18 protein-coding genes are annotated in these 16,293 nt (G+C 43.3%); 9 read left to right on the forward strand and 9 right to left on the reverse strand.

The features are described 5' to 3' along the window. The 3 genes from OCV50_RS18820 (at position 1) to OCV50_RS18830 (ending at position 3,222) form a co-directional block, all read left to right on the forward strand. Positions 1-684: a spondin domain-containing protein gene (locus tag OCV50_RS18820; protein ID WP_239839865.1), complete on the forward strand. Its 684-nt coding sequence runs from the start codon at positions 1-3 to the stop codon at positions 682-684. 345 nt (positions 685-1,029) lie between these two features. Beyond that, positions 1,030-1,761, forward strand: a complete 732-nt coding sequence (locus tag OCV50_RS18825; protein WP_261904239.1) for a response regulator transcription factor — start codon at positions 1,030-1,032, stop codon at positions 1,759-1,761. A gap of 72 nt (positions 1,762-1,833) precedes the next feature. Continuing rightward, positions 1,834-3,222 (forward strand): sensor histidine kinase, encoded by a 1,389-nt coding sequence (locus OCV50_RS18830; RefSeq protein WP_239839867.1) that lies wholly within the window; start codon positions 1,834-1,836, stop codon positions 3,220-3,222. A 33-nt stretch (positions 3,223-3,255) separates the two neighbouring features. On the opposite strand, the gene OCV50_RS18835 is transcribed toward OCV50_RS18830, so the two are convergent. Together OCV50_RS18835 and OCV50_RS18840 are read right to left on the reverse strand one after the other, a co-directional pair. Continuing rightward, positions 3,256-3,711 carry an exoribonuclease R gene (locus OCV50_RS18835; RefSeq protein WP_261904240.1) on the reverse strand — a complete coding sequence of 152 codons (456 nt, stop codon included), beginning with the start codon at positions 3,709-3,711 and terminating at the stop codon, positions 3,256-3,258. Between the two features lie 81 nt (positions 3,712-3,792). Further along, the gene (locus OCV50_RS18840; RefSeq protein ID WP_261904241.1) at positions 3,793-4,743 is read right to left on the reverse strand and encodes a DMT family transporter; all 951 of its coding nucleotides are present in this window, start codon (positions 4,741-4,743) and stop codon (positions 3,793-3,795) included. Positions 4,744-4,895: 152 nt separating this feature from the next. Here OCV50_RS18840 and OCV50_RS18845 point away from each other — a divergent pair, with 152 nt between their 5' ends. Next, positions 4,896-5,354, forward strand: a complete 459-nt coding sequence (locus tag OCV50_RS18845) for an Lrp/AsnC family transcriptional regulator (RefSeq protein ID WP_239839870.1) — start codon at positions 4,896-4,898, stop codon at positions 5,352-5,354. Between the two features lie 107 nt (positions 5,355-5,461). On the opposite strand, the gene OCV50_RS18850 is transcribed toward OCV50_RS18845, so the two are convergent. Both OCV50_RS18850 and OCV50_RS18855 read right to left on the reverse strand, forming a co-directional pair. Then, positions 5,462-5,704 carry a hypothetical protein gene (locus OCV50_RS18850; protein ID WP_084181908.1) on the reverse strand — a complete coding sequence of 81 codons (243 nt, stop codon included), beginning with the start codon at positions 5,702-5,704 and terminating at the stop codon, positions 5,462-5,464. Between the two features lie 203 nt (positions 5,705-5,907). Continuing rightward, positions 5,908-6,486: a hypothetical protein gene (locus OCV50_RS18855; RefSeq protein WP_261904242.1), complete on the reverse strand. Its 579-nt coding sequence runs from the start codon at positions 6,484-6,486 to the stop codon at positions 5,908-5,910. Between the two features lie 102 nt (positions 6,487-6,588). Here OCV50_RS18855 and OCV50_RS18860 point away from each other — a divergent pair, with 102 nt between their 5' ends. From OCV50_RS18860 to phaC, 5 genes are all read left to right on the forward strand, one after another. After that, positions 6,589-7,263, forward strand: coding sequence for a flagellar basal body-associated FliL family protein (locus tag OCV50_RS18860; protein ID WP_261904243.1), 675 nt, complete (start codon positions 6,589-6,591; stop codon positions 7,261-7,263). A 549-nt stretch (positions 7,264-7,812) separates the two neighbouring features. Continuing rightward, a complete protein-coding gene (locus OCV50_RS18865) occupies positions 7,813-8,553 on the forward strand; it encodes an SDR family oxidoreductase (protein ID WP_239839873.1) in 741 nt (246 codons plus the stop codon). A 21-nt stretch (positions 8,554-8,574) separates the two neighbouring features. Beyond that, positions 8,575-9,786: an acetyl-CoA C-acetyltransferase gene (locus OCV50_RS18870; protein WP_261904244.1), complete on the forward strand. Its 1,212-nt coding sequence runs from the start codon at positions 8,575-8,577 to the stop codon at positions 9,784-9,786. A 103-nt stretch (positions 9,787-9,889) separates the two neighbouring features. Then, positions 9,890-10,234, forward strand: coding sequence for a phasin family protein (locus OCV50_RS18875; protein WP_032552664.1), 345 nt, complete (start codon positions 9,890-9,892; stop codon positions 10,232-10,234). Positions 10,235-10,323: 89 nt separating this feature from the next. After that, a complete protein-coding gene (gene phaC / locus OCV50_RS18880) occupies positions 10,324-12,105 on the forward strand; it encodes a class I poly(R)-hydroxyalkanoic acid synthase (RefSeq protein WP_261904245.1) in 1,782 nt (593 codons plus the stop codon). A 90-nt stretch (positions 12,106-12,195) separates the two neighbouring features. On the opposite strand, the gene OCV50_RS18885 is transcribed toward phaC, so the two are convergent. From OCV50_RS18885 to OCV50_RS18905, 5 genes are all read right to left on the reverse strand, one after another. After that, entirely contained in the window at positions 12,196-12,333 is a 138-nt protein-coding gene (locus tag OCV50_RS18885) for a TIGR02808 family protein (protein ID WP_261904246.1), read from the reverse strand. An 11-nt stretch (positions 12,334-12,344) separates the two neighbouring features. Further along, positions 12,345-12,923, reverse strand: coding sequence for a NapC/NirT family cytochrome c (locus tag OCV50_RS18890; RefSeq protein WP_239839877.1), 579 nt, complete (start codon positions 12,921-12,923; stop codon positions 12,345-12,347). A gap of 25 nt (positions 12,924-12,948) precedes the next feature. Then, positions 12,949-13,404: a nitrate reductase cytochrome c-type subunit gene (locus tag OCV50_RS18895; protein ID WP_239839878.1), complete on the reverse strand. Its 456-nt coding sequence runs from the start codon at positions 13,402-13,404 to the stop codon at positions 12,949-12,951. 75 nt (positions 13,405-13,479) lie between these two features. After that, complete coding sequence (gene napA, locus OCV50_RS18900) at positions 13,480-15,969, reverse strand: periplasmic nitrate reductase subunit alpha (RefSeq protein WP_239839879.1); 2,490 nt, start codon at positions 15,967-15,969, stop codon at positions 13,480-13,482. Next, positions 15,966-16,271, reverse strand: a complete 306-nt coding sequence (locus OCV50_RS18905; RefSeq protein ID WP_239839880.1) for a chaperone NapD — start codon at positions 16,269-16,271, stop codon at positions 15,966-15,968. Before OCV50_RS18905 ends, napA begins: the two co-directional genes overlap by 4 nt. Positions 16,272-16,293 lie beyond the last annotated feature (22 nt).

Below are 16,293 nucleotides of genomic sequence, written 5' to 3' on the forward strand. Positions count from 1 at the left end.
ATGAAATTACGTATTTTAGCCATTGCTGCTTCTGTGGGGGTGCTCGCAGGTTGTCCAAGCGATGACAATGAACATTATTATCGCTACGACGTGACAGTAACGAATTTGACGCCAAGTCAACCAATGTCGCCCTTAGCGATATTAAGTCACAATGGGAACTTTGAGCTGTTTGCTATCGGCTCAAGTGCATCAACGGAACTTGAATATTTAGCGGAAGGCGGAAGTAATTCGCAACTCATCGATTTGATGAACAGCAACGACAATGTTTATCAAGGTGTGTCGGGTAATGGATTGATTTTGCCGGGAGAGGGTGACACCGTCACATTAACCCTTAATTATAAACAAGCTAAGTACCTTTCATTAGCTTCAATGCTTGTAAATACCAATGATGCCTTTATCGGTGAAACGGGTATTAATATCAAAACCCTGTCTGTGGGTGAGTCTTTCACCATGAATATGGATGTGTGGGATTCCGGTACCGAAGCAAATAGCGAAACTGCAGCGACGATTCCAGGTCCTGCTGGTGGTGGCGAAGGCTTTAATGCCACTCGCGATGATTCAGATACTGTATCTTTTCACTCAGGTGTAATCAGCCAAGACGACGGTTTAACCACATCGGCACTGAGCGCGAATCATCGTTTCTTAAACCCAGGTGCTCGACTGTCTATTACTCGAATAGAGTAGAATTTAGGGCATGTTGATCTTTCGAGCTGATTTTTGCAGCGATTTGCTGGGTATTTCTACAAGGCAGAGGTTTTGATGTGTAGCTAGCCTACATGAAAAGCCGATAACGCAGTAGAAATGACCAGCAAACGTTGCCCGAAGGGTTCGGCTAAAAGCGTTTTACTCTTTGTTGAGGGGGATTTGCTTAGAATGACTAGGCTACTTCCCCCTCGCCGCGATTAAAACGCTTTTATCTCGAACAAAACTTAACCACGAAAGTTCAACACGCCCTAGCCAATCGAATGAAATAATTCTTGCCATGTTCCGGTCGAATAGAAATGGACGCTATCGGAACATGGTTGAATTATGGAATCAACAGCAAACAATATGACAGCCCAAATACTATTGGTGGAAGATGATAATGATCTCGCGGAGCTAGTGACTATGCATCTTCGATTTCAAGGGCAGGAAGTATGCAGAGTCGCCAGTATCGGAGAGGCAAGGTCGGTCTATAAAGAGAACCATTTTGATCTAGTGGTTTTGGATCGTGGCTTACCCGATGGTGATGGGGTGGAGTTTTGTCGTTCAGTGAGGAAAGATAAAGATTGGACACCAATGCTGATGCTGACGGCGCGCGATAGCGAAATGGACAAGGTCTCGGGATTGGAAGCTGGTTTAGATGACTACATAACCAAGCCGTTTAGTGTTTTAGAGTTTCAAGCGCGGGTACGTAATGTGCTTCGAAGAATCAGTCACGAAGATCTGCCGCCTCAGCAAGCCTCAGAACATCAACACACGATGTCTTTTGGTCCATTGGTTATTGATACTGAACTTCATCAAGTTCTGCTAGATGGAAGAGAGGTTTCGTTGACGGCAATGGAGTTCTCCTTACTTGCTTTTTTGGCCACTAAACCCGGGCGTGTATACAGCAAAGATCAGCTCTTGGATCATGTATGGAACACTCATCACGCCGGATATCATCACACGGTGTGCAGTACGGTTAATCGTCTGCGTAGCAAATTAGTCACGCAAGATGGTGAACAAAATTACATTCAAACGGTGTGGGGTGTTGGATACAAGTTTCACTCTAAATGCTAGCAACGAGTTCGGATGCACAGTGCGTTTTTCTCGCTATGAACTAATTAGACAGGGTAAGGGAGAGGTTTCGTTATGAGCTTCAAGTCTCGATTGATGGCATTCACCAGCATTTGGTTCCTTTTGGCAAGTGTGGCTATTGGTTTTACTTACCATTGGCAAAAGCAGACGATTGAACAAAGGACCAAACAAAGCCTTCATAAAGATTTGGCTCGTCATATGCGTGACGACAACCCGCTCATGGTCGGGACAGATTACAACCCTGTCGCCCTTAAAAGCATTTTTCATACTTTGATGTTGATTGGACCAGATTTTGAGATCTACTTTCTCGATGCTCAAGGTAAAATCACCACCCATGCTGCTCCTGAAGGCACAGAGCTCACTGAGTATGTCGACTTAGCACCTATCCATCGTTTTTTAGCCAATGAGGCTTATCCAATCTTAGGAGAAGATCCTCGCACGCCGGCGGATCCTAAAGTCTTCTCCGTCGCTGCTATTCAAGAGTTGGGTTCAACGGTCGGTTATCTATATGTATTGATTGGAAGTAATCGCCACGCTGTGATTGCGAATGCCCAAGTCGACTCTTCTTACATCGCACTTGCAGCGCTAGTACTTATCTCGATTCTAGGCTTCGCAATTGGTGCTTATATGTTGGTGAAGCGCAGCTTACTTAACCCAATTGAGCAGGTCACAGATAAGCTACAACAACAAGCTGAGCACGACTTTAGACTAGAGCCTGATTTCACTAAACAGGTTCCTGAATTGGTTCCAGTGGCGAGATCTTATGAGTTGATGGCAAAGCACATACAGCAGCAATTTCTTCACTTAGAACACCAATCCTCACAGCGTCGTCAAACATTGATTCAATTGAGTCACGATCTCAAAACGCCACTATCGAGTGTATTGGGGTATTTAGAGACATGGCAGTTGCAAAACCCGGAGTCTGATCCGTTGATAGACGTCGCGTATCGCAACAGCAATAAGCTATTCGAACAACTCAACGCATTGCTCGACACAGCGAAACAAGAGAATGAGCTACCAACTTACGAATATCAATCTATTGATTTCAATCGTTTGTTGACGTTATGCGAAGAGACGTTTAAGAGTCAGCTCATCGCAAAGCGTATTCAATTGAACGTAACAATAGCGGGTTCTGTATCGATTGTTGGCGAACAAAAATTGATAGAGCGATTGATGTTTAATTTGATGGAGAATGCGATTCGTCATGCCCCACATGATGGGGAGTTAAGCATTGTTGTGGAGCAAGGGGCGGAAGATAAGCGAACAAGAGTGACGATTCAAAATGAGGTTGATAACCATGCTATTAAAGGCTCTCTAGGAATCGGGACTCGCATAGTACAGTCGATTTTGATGCTTCATCACAGTGTTCTAGAAACAACAAAGGCAGATAACACCTTTAAACAAAGTTTTTATCTGCCTTCTGCAAACATCGTTAGTTCATAGTGAAGAGAACTTGGCTCAACCTAAACGAGATGTTTATTGCTCGCTGTTTTGTTCGTTCACTTTTGCATAGAAGTGAAGTAGCTCAGTGAGCTCTTTTACCCAACCGAATGCGTCTTTTGGCGCGTTCTTTAGGATCGATTCTACTTTTTCACAGTGAACCTCAATCGCAATTGCTTCTTCCAAATTAAAAGAGATGGAGTAGAAGTGCCAAAGTAGAAGGCGAGTCATACGGTCAATATTTTGCTGAGCGTTCTCTGATTCAGAAAATGCTAAGTTAACCTCACCTAAGGCAATTGCAGTCATTCGTAGTATCGCGTCAAATTTAGCTGACTGCATGCGCTCTTCACTGGTCACTTCTTCTTGCTCAAAAGTAAACAGTTCATTCATCGCATCCTCTGGCACCAGACGATGGATCATTCTTAAACTGAACTCTTCAAGCTCATGACGTGGCATGGTGATCAGGCAGTTAAGTGTGTAATCGCGTTGCATGACATTCTCTCTTTGGAAAAAGGTGCGCCAGTTTAAATGAGAAACAGCACGATAAAAAGTGAATTATCACTGTATCCGTTTTTATGCGTGGCGCTTGGGTGGCTCATAATCCAGTGACGCATCTTTTTTAAGGAAGATATTACTTGCTAACAAGCTACCGCTACAGATCAATGCTAGGGAAACCCAGCTGTTCAATGTTGGCAACTCTTGGAAGATTGGGATGGCAAGTAGGGTAGCGATAACGGGCGTTGAGCTGCCAAAAGCCGCAGAACGTTCAGCGCCGAGTGTCTGCACCGCGTATAAATAGGTAGCTGCAGCAATAATTCCAGCCCCAACGCCTTGAATAGCGCTGTGAGTGATTAGTTCATTGAAAGGCCACTGAGTGACTGACTGTTCATAAAGGTAACTAGGGAGCACTCCAGCGACAATTAGAGCCACCAATAGAATGCTCGACATGAAACTGATTAAGCCTGCGACAACTAGGGCGTTAAGGTTCGCGACTCGCGCTGAAATCGTGAAGATCGCCCACATTAAACTGGCCAATAGAAACAGCAGTTGGCCTAAGGTCTGCGAGCCAATCAATGTGTCATTGGCATGGTCTCCATTGACAGAGAAACTTGAATACAAAAAGAGCGCGATACCCGAAATGACGAGCGATAAACCTATGATGCGATGATGGCTTAGCGGTTGTTTGAAAAAGAATACAGCAATCATGGTTACAAACAGTGGTAGCGTCCCCGGTACAAGCGCACTGCCTTGAGCAACAGAAACATATTGCATCGCGGAACTTGTAACGATCAAGTAAGGAAGTCCGCACCCGATAAACATGCCTATAAGATAGATTTTGGGTACTGATGCGATCGCATTGCGCGCTTTGTATATCAGAGGAAAGAGAAACACTGCAGGAATAAGGAAACGAGTCAGTGCGATATCTGCTGGGGTTAAAACTGAGTTAGCGCCTCCCTTCAGCGATAAAAAGAAACTAGCCCAAATCAGTAAAGTAACGGCAATTGAAGTGTACCCAAGCAACATTATATTTTCCTATCCTTGTTTGATAGACACATTATGAAGCACGTGAACAGGCAAAAATTGGCAATATTTACTTTGAATTAGTTATCGATTAACTGATATCGTTAATTATTAGTTATTTTTTGATGATATTCACCAATATTGGAGTTAATGCGATGGATCGTATCGATAAACACTTGTTAGAACTGTTACAGCGAGATGGTCGCTTAACGATTGCCGAACTGGCAGATTTAGTGGGCCTATCTCCATCCCCTTGCGCTCGTAGAATCAAGCGCCTAGAGCAAAATGGTATTATCGATAGCTATCGGGTGAGCCTATCCCGCAGTCATGTTGGTATCGCAATGAGTGTGTTTGTGGAAGTGAGTCTGAGTAATCACCAGGAGAAATCAATCAATGATTTTGAAAACGCCATTGTAGAAATGGAAGAGGTGATCAGCTGCCACGTTGTGTCTGGCGCGTATGACTATCTATTGGAAGTGGTTAGTGAAAACTTAAACGCGTACGAATCGTTTACTAGAAAGCTACAACGGTTAGAAAACGTAAAAGATATCCATACCCACTTAGCGATCAGACAGGTTAAAGGCAATACACCGTTACCCATTTATAATGGGTGAGCTTGCGATGTAGTTAGGAAAGGTGTGAGCTGGAAGAAAAAGTGCGGGGCTAGAAACGAAAAACGGAGCACATAAATGTACTCCGAATCCAAAATCAGTCGCTAATTTTAGTGATATTTGAAATTGGAAATTGAACAATCTCCAGTTTTCGTATCAATTCTGAATGAAAAAGCGTGTGAATGATAATCAACGCCGTCATTCCAAATTGTCTCACCAAATATCTTGCATAGCTCTAGCTCACTTACTGAACCGAACTCTTCCATGTGTTTTACTACTGATAAAAGCTTAGCTCTTATCTCCGCAGTCCATTCCGTGTTACTCAAGCAGTTTAAAGCCATCGATTTTTGCATATTACCTAGCCAATATATTACTTGTTATTAAGTTATATGAATGGCCATCATAGCAATTTTTGAGAGTTTGTAAATATTTTTTGTGATGAGTGTCGCAGATAACTTTGGATTTCGCCGTTGTTTTAACCGATGTTGTTGAAATGAATAAAACTAACGTTACAAGTTGTTGATAGTGTGAGTGTTTATAAATATTAAATAAATAGTCATTTCAGATCGACGTCATCTCCCAATGCCTGTTGTTTCGCCGCGAGAATAGAATTGGACTCATTGAGGTATCGCAGAGCGAGATTTCGAAACTTATCGCTGAGGTCTTGGTAGTCTGAAATGAGCGTTTGTGTATGAGCAACGTGAGTCTGGGCTGTCTCGTATTGAAACTCTTGATTGAGTGAGCGACAACTTTCAGCAGTTTTCGACCAGCCATCTTTTAGCTGCTCGATTTGCTCAATTTCAATGTGTGTTAAATGCGCTTGTTTTAAAAGTAATTTATACGCTTGGCGAGCCGTTTCTATTTGCAGGCTGAGCTGTCGTTGAAAGTAAGGGTTGTTTTGTCGCCAAAAGGAGATGAGTTCTTGTTGTGAGAACTGTTTTGAAAGAAAGATGTGTGACTTGAATGTCCCCAGGACGAGGTTGAATTCTTTTGAGTAGTGATTGTAACGATTTTCTGCGGCTAATTGATTGTCCAACAACCGATCCCAGTCGTATTGGTTGCATTCAGCGGCGGGGACTCGAAAGGCTATTGTGGCGACCACGAATGCGATTAACCAGACTAGCGCATATCTCATACTGACATCCATCTTTCTAACATATTGAATAGAGTATAGATGAGCATCAGAGGGAGTTGTTGTACACTGAAGTTTATCGTCAGAGAGTGAGTAACAGTTATCATGAAAAAAGTAATTATAGCATTGGTGATATTGTGTCTTCTTGGTGGAGGAGGAGCCGCCTATTACTTTTTGGTAATGAAAAAAGACGATGTTGCTCCACCAGAAGAAGAAAAGACTCCTGTTGAACAGGTTTCAGAAGAACCGAAAGAAGAGTTAAAACCGATACTGGATCTTTCTGCTCTGCCTGAACAAACCGATTATTACGTTTCAGAGCGTAAAATTGCGGTGTATGACCAGCCTAATGTAGACGCATTGATAAAAGATTACCTCTATAAGGGAGATCACATAGAAGTCCTTGAGAAGTCAGATGGTTGGGGCCGTATTAGCGACTACATTGTGATGCGAGAGGGTGCTCCTGAAATGGCAGAATGGATTGAGATGTCTAAGGTGAGTGAAGATGAAGTCATCATTTCAGCTGATGAACATGTAGAGATCTTAGATTCGTACTTGGTCAAATCTGACGACTTAAAAACCTATCAAAAGTCATTTAGGGTGGCTGTTGATAGCCTCATTGAAAATGGAACCTGCGAGCCTGGAGATTTTGAAGAGCTCGGAGGATGGGTGAAGTCGGTTAAGTACTCGAATCGTAATGTTTATTTCATTTACTGTGGTGGGTTAAAGCTCGAGGATAAAATCTATTTAGATGCAGACACAGGTGAAATATTTTCGCTTTAAAATAATCACTTAAATGAAATGTATTTGAAATAAATATAGTCAATTAGACATTAGTTTAGTTGTTAATAACAAAAAGCTCATCATTTATGATGGGCTTTTTTTATTTTTAAATATCTAGTTATTCTCTGGGTTAATATTTTGTAGTGAAGGTCTCTCATCCGATTAATCCATACGATTGAGATTGGATAACCAGTGATTATTGTAGTGAATATAAGAAAAATCCTACTTTGCACTTATTTTGCAATAGTCGATTAAACAACAATATTTCTTCTAAATACAAGAGCTTATATTTCGTGCTGATAAAACTGTATATAATAAATATCTTTTAAATCAGATGTTTGTGTGTTTTTACAAGATGATAACATTTCATCAGGGGTGAGATCTAGGTCAAATTTCAATCAATAAATATGAAATTAGTTTAGTTTGTAATAAAAGTTTTTATCTTGAGCATGTAGGGTTTAATTAAAGCGACAGTCATGGATTTAATAAGACGCGCTAAGCATTTTTCTTAATAGTATTGTTATTTGCTTGTATCGGATGGAGTTATCAATGAAAAAACTTGCTTTAATTACAGGTTCGAAAGGTGGAATAGGTTCAGCAATTTCTTCTAAGTTGGTCGAACAGGGCTATCGAGTAATTGCGACCTACTTTACTGGTAATCACCAGTGTGCAGTAGATTGGTTTAATGAAAAACAATTCACTTCAGATCAAGTTAGATTGTTTGAACTTGATGTGACTAACACTGAAGAATGCGCGCAGCGCCTAAGCAAGTTATTGGAAGAAGAAGGCACGATTGATGTTTTGGTAAATAATGCAGGCATCACACGAGACAGTGTTTTCAAGAAAATGGATGCCGCTGCTTGGCGAGACGTCATCGACACAAACTTGAACAGTCTGTTTAACGTTACTCAACCACTGTTTGCTCCAATGTGTGAAAAGGGTAATTGTCGAGTTATTAACATTTCTTCGGTTAACGGCTTAAAAGGGCAATTTGGTCAAGCAAACTACTCCGCAGCTAAAGCTGGAATGATTGGCTTCTCGAAAGCGCTAGCCGCAGAAGGAGCTCGAAGTGGTGTAACTGTAAATGTTATTGCACCGGGATATACGGCCACACCGATGGTTGAGCAGATGAAATCAGAAGTATTGGAATCTATCAAAGGCCAAATTCCTATGAAGCGTTTGGCGACGCCAACTGAGATCGCCGATGCGGTGGGTTTTCTTGCAGGTGAATCGGGTGCGTACATTACAGGCGAGACATTGTCTGTAAATGGCGGCTTATACATGAACTAAGGATCTGTGAGGAACAAAGCCATGGAAAAGATTTTTATTGTTGCGGCAAAGCGAACCCCAATTGGTTCATTTACAGGTGCTCTAAAAGACACATCGGCAGGCCAATTGGCTGGTGTTGCAATTAAAGGTGCGTTGGAAGCTGCGCAGTTAGATCCATCAAATGTTGATGAAGTGATCGTGGGTAACGTGATCTCTGCAGGGCAGGGAATGGGCGTTGCTAGACAAGCTTCTATGTTTGCTGGTGTACCGAAAGAAGTGCCAGCTTACGGTGTGAACATGATTTGTGGTAGTGGCATGAAATCAGTGATGGATGCTGCAGCACACATTAAAGCGCAAGACGCAGAAGTTGTTGTCGCAGCAGGTGTAGAAGTCATGTCTCAAATCCCATTCGTTGTGCCTTCGTCTGTCCGTAATGGTCACAAGATGGGCAACATTTCGATGACCGACCTTCTGATTGGTGACGGCTTAACAGACGCATTTAACCAATATCACATGGGCGTTACAGCAGAAAACATCGCAAAAGAGCTCAACATTTCTCGTTTAGCGCAAGACAACTATGCATTAGAGAGCCAACAGAAGGCGGTGGCCGCAATTGAAGCTGGCAAGTTTGCTGCCCAAATCGTTCCGGTTGAAGTGAAACAGCGTCGTCAAACCGTCATGTTCGATACTGATGAGTATCCTAAGTCAGATGCAACATTCGACGGGCTACAAAAATTAAGGCCTGCATTTGACCGTGAAGGCAGTGTTACCGCTGGAAACGCCTCAGGCATTAATGATGGTGCAAGTGCAGTTATTGTAGCTTCGGAGAGTGCTGTAAAAAGACTGGGCTTGACACCGCTTGTCGAGCTCGAAAGCTACGCGCAATCAGGGCTTGATCCAAAAATCATGGGGCTTGGTCCTGTTGAAGCCGTGACCAAAACCTTGGCTAAAGCCAACACGCAGCTAAAAGATATCGAACTGTTTGAGCTTAACGAAGCCTTCGCAGCTCAAGCTCTGGGCGTGATGTATCAACTAGCCGAAGAGCATGACCTACCTTTAGAGGCGTTTAAACACAAAGTGAACGTCAATGGCGGTGCGATCGCGCTAGGCCATCCTCTTGGAGCATCTGGCAACCGAATCATTGTTTCCTTAGTCCATGAAATGCTATCGACTAACGCAAAATCTGGCGTGGCCTCATTGTGTGTCGGTGGTGGTATGGGTACCGCTGTTTTGTTGAAAAACGTCGACGAGTAACTTCAATAGTGGCGGGCTTGAAAAGGCTTACCACTGTTGTTCAACCTCTAGAAATGAGCAATACGAATTGTAATTCAATCTTTGAAATCTATAGGAGTTATGTATGTACACGGATATTTTTAAATCAATGACAGACCAAACAGAAAAGCAATTTGAACCATACTTCAAGTTCAACAAGCTGATTGCTAAAAATGTAGAGGTTATGACTGAACTGCAAATGAATGCGATGAAGACTTATACAGATATGGGTTTAGCGCAAATGAAAGCAGTCACAGACATTAAAGATGTAAATGGTCTTGCTGCATTCAATAGCCAGCAACTGGCGGTGCTGAGCCAGCTATCACAGCAAATGATGAGCGACAGCAATAAATTCCAAGCTGCGGCGAAAGAATTTAAAGAAGATGTTGAATCGTTGACGACGGAAAACCTAAACACAACATCTGCCTAAATTAAATCGCCACTGAATCATACGTGTAGTCTTCATGGACTGTATTTGTATGAAGTCAGTGGCGATTTTCCGATCATTGGAGTTAGATTATGTTCCAACACTTCTTTTCGGACTACCTTGTAAAACTTCAGCAAACAAACCAGCAATGGTGGGAGAACTTTGAACAAAGCAAGGAAGCCGCACAGTCACCCCTCAATAAAGCGATGCAAGAGATCAATTTCGAAGATGCATCGAAAATCTTTGAGCAAGCCATAAATCAGCCTGCAGATATGTTGAAATTGCAAACGCAATGGTGGGAACAACAACTGCAAATTTGGCAGAATACGGTCTTAATGGGCAATACCAGTACCATTGTTTCTGAAGAGCGTGATGACAAACGTTTTATCGATGACGCATGGAAAAATGACCCATTCTATAACTTCATCAAGCAGTCTTATTTACTATTTAGCAAAAGCTATTTGGAAACGATTGAATCGATGGAAGGCATTGATGAGAAGACAAGAGAGCGTGTTGCTTTCTTCTCGCGTCAGGCAATCAATGCACTTTCACCGACCAACTTCATTGCGACTAACCCTGAGTTAATGAAGATCACCTTAGAGCGCAATGGTGCAAACCTTGTGGATGGGTTGGAGCAATTACGAGCTGATATTGAATCTAGCGCTGATATTCTCAAGATACGTATGACCAACAACAATGCCTTTAGATTAGGGCAAGACGTAGCGAATACGGAAGGGGACGTGGTATTCAAAAACGAGCTGTTTGAGTTGATCCAATACTACCCAAAGACAGAGCAAGTCAATGCGACTCCAATGCTGATCGTTCCGCCATTTATCAACAAATACTATATTCTTGACCTTAGAGAAAAGAACTCGATGGTTCGTTGGTTGCTAGAGCAAGGGCACTCTGTTTTCATGATGTCTTGGCGCAACCCTAGTGAAGCGCAAAAAGACGTTGAGTTTGGTGATTACGTAACCGAAGGTGTCGTGAAAGCGGTCGCTGCCATTGAGGACATCACAGGTAGAGAGCAAATTAATGCTGCGGGCTACTGTATAGGTGGCACTGTGCTAGCTTCTACGGTCGCTTACTATGCGGCAAAACGTATGAAGAAGCGCATCAAGACCGCTACCTTCTTCACAACCTTGCTTGATTTCTCTCAGCCGGGCGAGGTCGGTGCTTACATCAATGACACCATCATTAGTGCGATTGAAAAGCAGAACGATATGAAAGGGTTCATGGACGGCCGATCTTTGAGTGTTACCTTTAGCCTACTCAGAGAAAACAGCCTCTATTGGAATTACTACATCGATAACTATTTGAAGGGTAGCAGCCCAATGGAGTTTGACCTGTTGTATTGGAACAGTGATAGCACCAATGTAGCGGCGAAATGCCATAACTTCTTGCTCAGAGAGCTCTATTTAGAGAACAAGCTCGTCCAAGATAAGGGTGTGAAAATTGGTGGTGTTTGGATTGATCTTAACAAGATTAAAATCCCTAGCTACTTTATCTCGACGAAAGATGACCATATTGCGTTATGGCAGGGCACTTATCGAGGTGCGCTCAATACAGGAGGCAATAAAACCTTTGTCTTAGGTGAATCTGGGCATATTGCAGGAATTGTTAATCACCCGAGCAAAAACAAATATGGGTACTGGCTGAACGACAATCTAGATGACTCCGCTCAAGAGTGGTTAGCGAATGCGAAACACAACGAAGGCTCTTGGTGGGTTCATTGGAATAAATGGCTAGGCGGATTTGAAAGTGACGAGCCGAGAGAACCGTTTAATCAAGGGTCCGAGCTAAACCCTGTGATTGGTACGGCACCGGGTGATTATGTGAAACAAGTATTGCCAATTGTTGATGTAGAAAAATAGCGATTTTGCTACTTTTCTAACAGAAATAAAAAAGCCACTGTAATCAGTGGCTTTTTAGTATCAACTAAATAGGCAAAAAGTTGATGTTAATTACTCGACTTCTTTATCTTTACCGAATGAAAGAATCCAGATAGAGATAGCAGCAACAACTGCGAAGCCTGAAAGAATGATGAATGGCATCGCGCTGTAACCAAGGATATACCAAATTACTGATTCTAAAGTACTCATTGCTTATCCTCTTATTGCCAACCTTCAACACCGTGCATGTCAGGCAGTTTATGTGCGATACCTTTGTGGCAATCTACACATGTCTTTTCACCTGAAGCCAGTGCCGTTGAGTGCTGCTTAGCACTGCGTGAACTCTGCTCTGAGAAGTCCATAAACTCAAACTGGTGACAGTTACGACATTCTAGAGAGTCGTTCTTCTTCAAACGAGCCCACTCACGTTCAGCTAAGTGGTGACGACGCTCTCTGAATTTCTCTGGCGTGTCGATCGTTTTAGAAATGAAGTGTGCGTAGAGTTCTTTCGATGCTTGAACCTTACGAACGATCTTATCAGTCCATTCATGCGGTACGTGACAGTCTGAACAGATTGCACGAACACCAGAACGGTTCGAGTAGTGAATCGTCTCTTGGATCTCTTCAACGATAGGAGCGTGACAACCTGAACAGAATTCTTCTGTGTTTGTTGCTTCCATTCCCGTGTTAAATGCACCCCAGAAAAGAAGACCGCCGGCAAAGCCCATGAACAGCAAAACACCTGCTGCAGCTTTACTTGGCGTCGATAGCCTTTTCCAAAACGTTTTTAATAGTTTCATAAATTCGCCTCTTCTCAGGTACGGATTAGCGAAGAGATTCTACGCGCTGGTATTCATTCTCAACCAATGGTTTTGCATTTGCTTGAGGCACGTGACACTGAAGACAGAAGTATCGACGAGGTGATACGTCAGCAAGAACAGCGTCTTCACGGTTCATGTAGTGAGTAACACTGATCTTAGTTGCACCCATCTCTTTCGCGTTTTTCCAGCTGTGACATGATAGACACTTGTTTGCATTCAGAGATACTTCGTAGCTACGTGTTGAGTGTGGAATCAACGGTGGCTGATAAACGAAGTCGCTTTCCAGTACTTGTTCACGAGGGAACTTTTTAAAGTCATCTGCAGGACGAGTCGATTCAAGTTCGCTAGCACCACGTAGTGATTCTACGCCACCGATACCACCTGGGTTTTCAAGCTCAGCTTGAGCAACACCAGCGATCATTGCACCAACAGATAACAGTGTGATGAGTAATTTTTTCATTATTTATTCTCCGCCGAATGGCTAAATTCTTATAGCGGGCTGCATAAAAGCTGCAGCCCTGACATTCTTAACTAATTAAGCGACTTTTGTGATTTTAACTGGACACTTCTTGAAGTCTGTTTGCTTCGATAGTGGGTCAGTTGCATCAAGGATCAGCTTGTTGATCAGAATGCGCGCATCAAAGAATGGTACGAATACCAAGCCTTGTGGCGGACGGTTACGGCCACGAGTTTCAACACGAACTCGCACTTCACCGCGCTTGTTAGAAATAAGAACTTCTTCACCACGACGAACGCCACGAGCTTTCGCATCAGCAGGGTGCATGTAACACACTGCATCTGGAACTGCTTTGTAAAGCTCAGGAACACGACGAGTCATAGTACCTGTGTGCCAGTGTTCAAGAACACGGCCTGTACACAGCCACATGTCGAATTCAGAATCTGGTGCTTCTGGTGGCGCTTCATATGGTGCAGAGATGATCAGTGCTTTGCCATCTGGCTTACCGTAGAAGTCCCAACCTGAACCTTCTTTCGCATATGGATCAGAACCTTCTTTGTAACGCCAAAGTGTTTCTTTGCCGTCAACAACAGGCCAACGTAGACCACGTACAGTGTGGTAAACATCGTAAGGTGCTAAATCGTGTCCGTGGTCGCGACCAAAGGCAGCGTACTCTTCGAACAGACCTTTTTGGATGTAGAAACCAGCTGCTTGCGCATCATCATTCAGCTCTTGAGCTTCAGATAGTGGGTATTTGTTTACTTTACCGTTAGCGAAAAGCATGTCGTACATTGACTTACCACGCCATTGAGGCGCTAGAGCTAGCTGCTCTTCAGTCCAGATCTCTTCCATCTTGAAGCGTTTAGTGAACTCCATGATTTGCCATAGGTCTGACTTCGCGCCTTCTACAGCAGGAACTTGTTGGTACCAAGCTTGGGTACGACGCTCTGCGTTACCGTAAGCACCTTCTTTCTCGATCCACATTGCTGTTGGAAGAATCAGGTCAGCTGCTTGAGCTGTTGCTGTTGGGTATGGGTCAGAACATACAATGAAGTTCTCTGGGTTACGGTAACCCGGTAGACGTTCATTGTTGATGTTTGGACCAGCTTGCATGTTGTTGTTACACATTACCCAGTAAGCATTTAGCTTACCGTCGTTTAGCATGCGGTCTTGAAGAACGGCGTGGTAACCCGGTTTTGGCGGGATAACACCAGTGGGGATGTCCCAGATTTTCTCTGCGTACTCACGGTGCTTAGGATTCATTACTACCATATCTGCTGGTAGACGGTGAGCAAACGTACCTACTTCACGAGCAGTACCACATGCAGATGGTTGACCTGTTAGAGAGAACGGGCTGTTACCTGGAGTAGCAATCTTACCAACCAATAGGTGGATGTTGTAAACAAGGCTGTTCATCCATACACCACGAGTATGTTGGTTCATACCCATAGTCCATAGAGACATTACTTTCGTGTTTGGATCCGCGTATTGTTTTGCTAGCTCAATTAGCTTCTCTGGCTCAACGCCTGAAATTTCAGAAGCTTTTTCAACTGTGTAAGGCGCAACAGACTTCTTGTACTCTTCGAAAGAGATAGATGTCATTTTGCCAGAGTTTGGATTCGCAGCAGCTTGCTGTAGTGGATCTTCATCACGTAGGCCGTAACCGATGTCAGTATCAGCTTGCTTGAAGTTCGTATGTTTGTTTACGAAATCCCAGTTTACAGCGTCGTTTTCAATGATGTAGTTAGCGATGAAGTTTGCAATCGCAAGGTCAGATTGTGGGTTAAAGATATAACCTTGGTCTGCTAGCTCAAAAGAACGGTGGTAGTAAGTAGACAGTACGTTTACTTTAACATGTGGATGGCTTAAGCGACGGTCAGTAATACGAGTCCATAGGATAGGGTGCATCTCTGCCATGTTAGAACCCCACAGAACGAAAGAGTCTGCGTGTTCGAAGTCATCGTAACAACCCATTGGTTCATCAATACCGAACGTACGCATGAAACCTACTACAGCAGATGCCATACAGTGACGAGCGTTTGGATCGATGTTGTTAGAACGGAAACCTGCTTTCATCATTTTTGCAGCAGCGTAACCTTCCATTACTGTCCATTGACCAGAACCGAACATACCAACAGATGTTGGGCCTTTCTTAGCCAGTGCTTCTTTCCATTTCTCGGCCATTACGTCGAACGCTTGGTCCCAAGATACTGGTGCGAAATCACCATCTTTATGGAATTTACCATCTTTCATGCGAAGTAGAGGCGTGTTTAGACGATCCTTACCGTACATGATTTTTGAAAGGAAGTAGCCTTTGATACAGTTAAGGCCTTTGTTTACTGGTGCTTCTGGGTCGCCTTGAGTCGCAACCACTTTACCATTTTGGGTACCTACTAGTACCGAACAACCCGTACCACAAAAACGACAAGGCGCTTTATCCCACTTGATTTTTGTTTCATCTGAGCTTGCGATCAGGTTAGCTGCTGTTGCTGGTAGAGTTACACCCGCAACGGCTGCTGCTGATGCAGCCGCGTTTGCTTTCACAAACGCACGTCTTGTCATTTTCATACTTCACCCTCGATTTGAGAATTATTGCTTCCAGTGTCTGATTCTAACTCGTCTAGGCCTGTTTCAACTTGGTGGTAAACCAAAGCAGTGCCTAATACGTTCTGTATATTGTTAATTGCTTCAATAGTATCAGTAACAAAACCTTGATTTTCTGTTTCTAACACTACGATGATCTTGCCTTCAGGGCTGTCGCCATAAATCTCAGCGTTGTCGAATTTCTCAATTTCTGCTTTGATTTCGGAGAGATGCTCTGGGCTCACATGCACGACTAAACTTGAGATATGTACTTCGTTTAGCGACATAAATTGCTCTCGTTATTTTTAT

The organism is Vibrio fortis (assembly GCF_024347475.1).
Lineage (GTDB): Bacteria > Pseudomonadota > Gammaproteobacteria > Enterobacterales > Vibrionaceae > Vibrio > Vibrio fortis.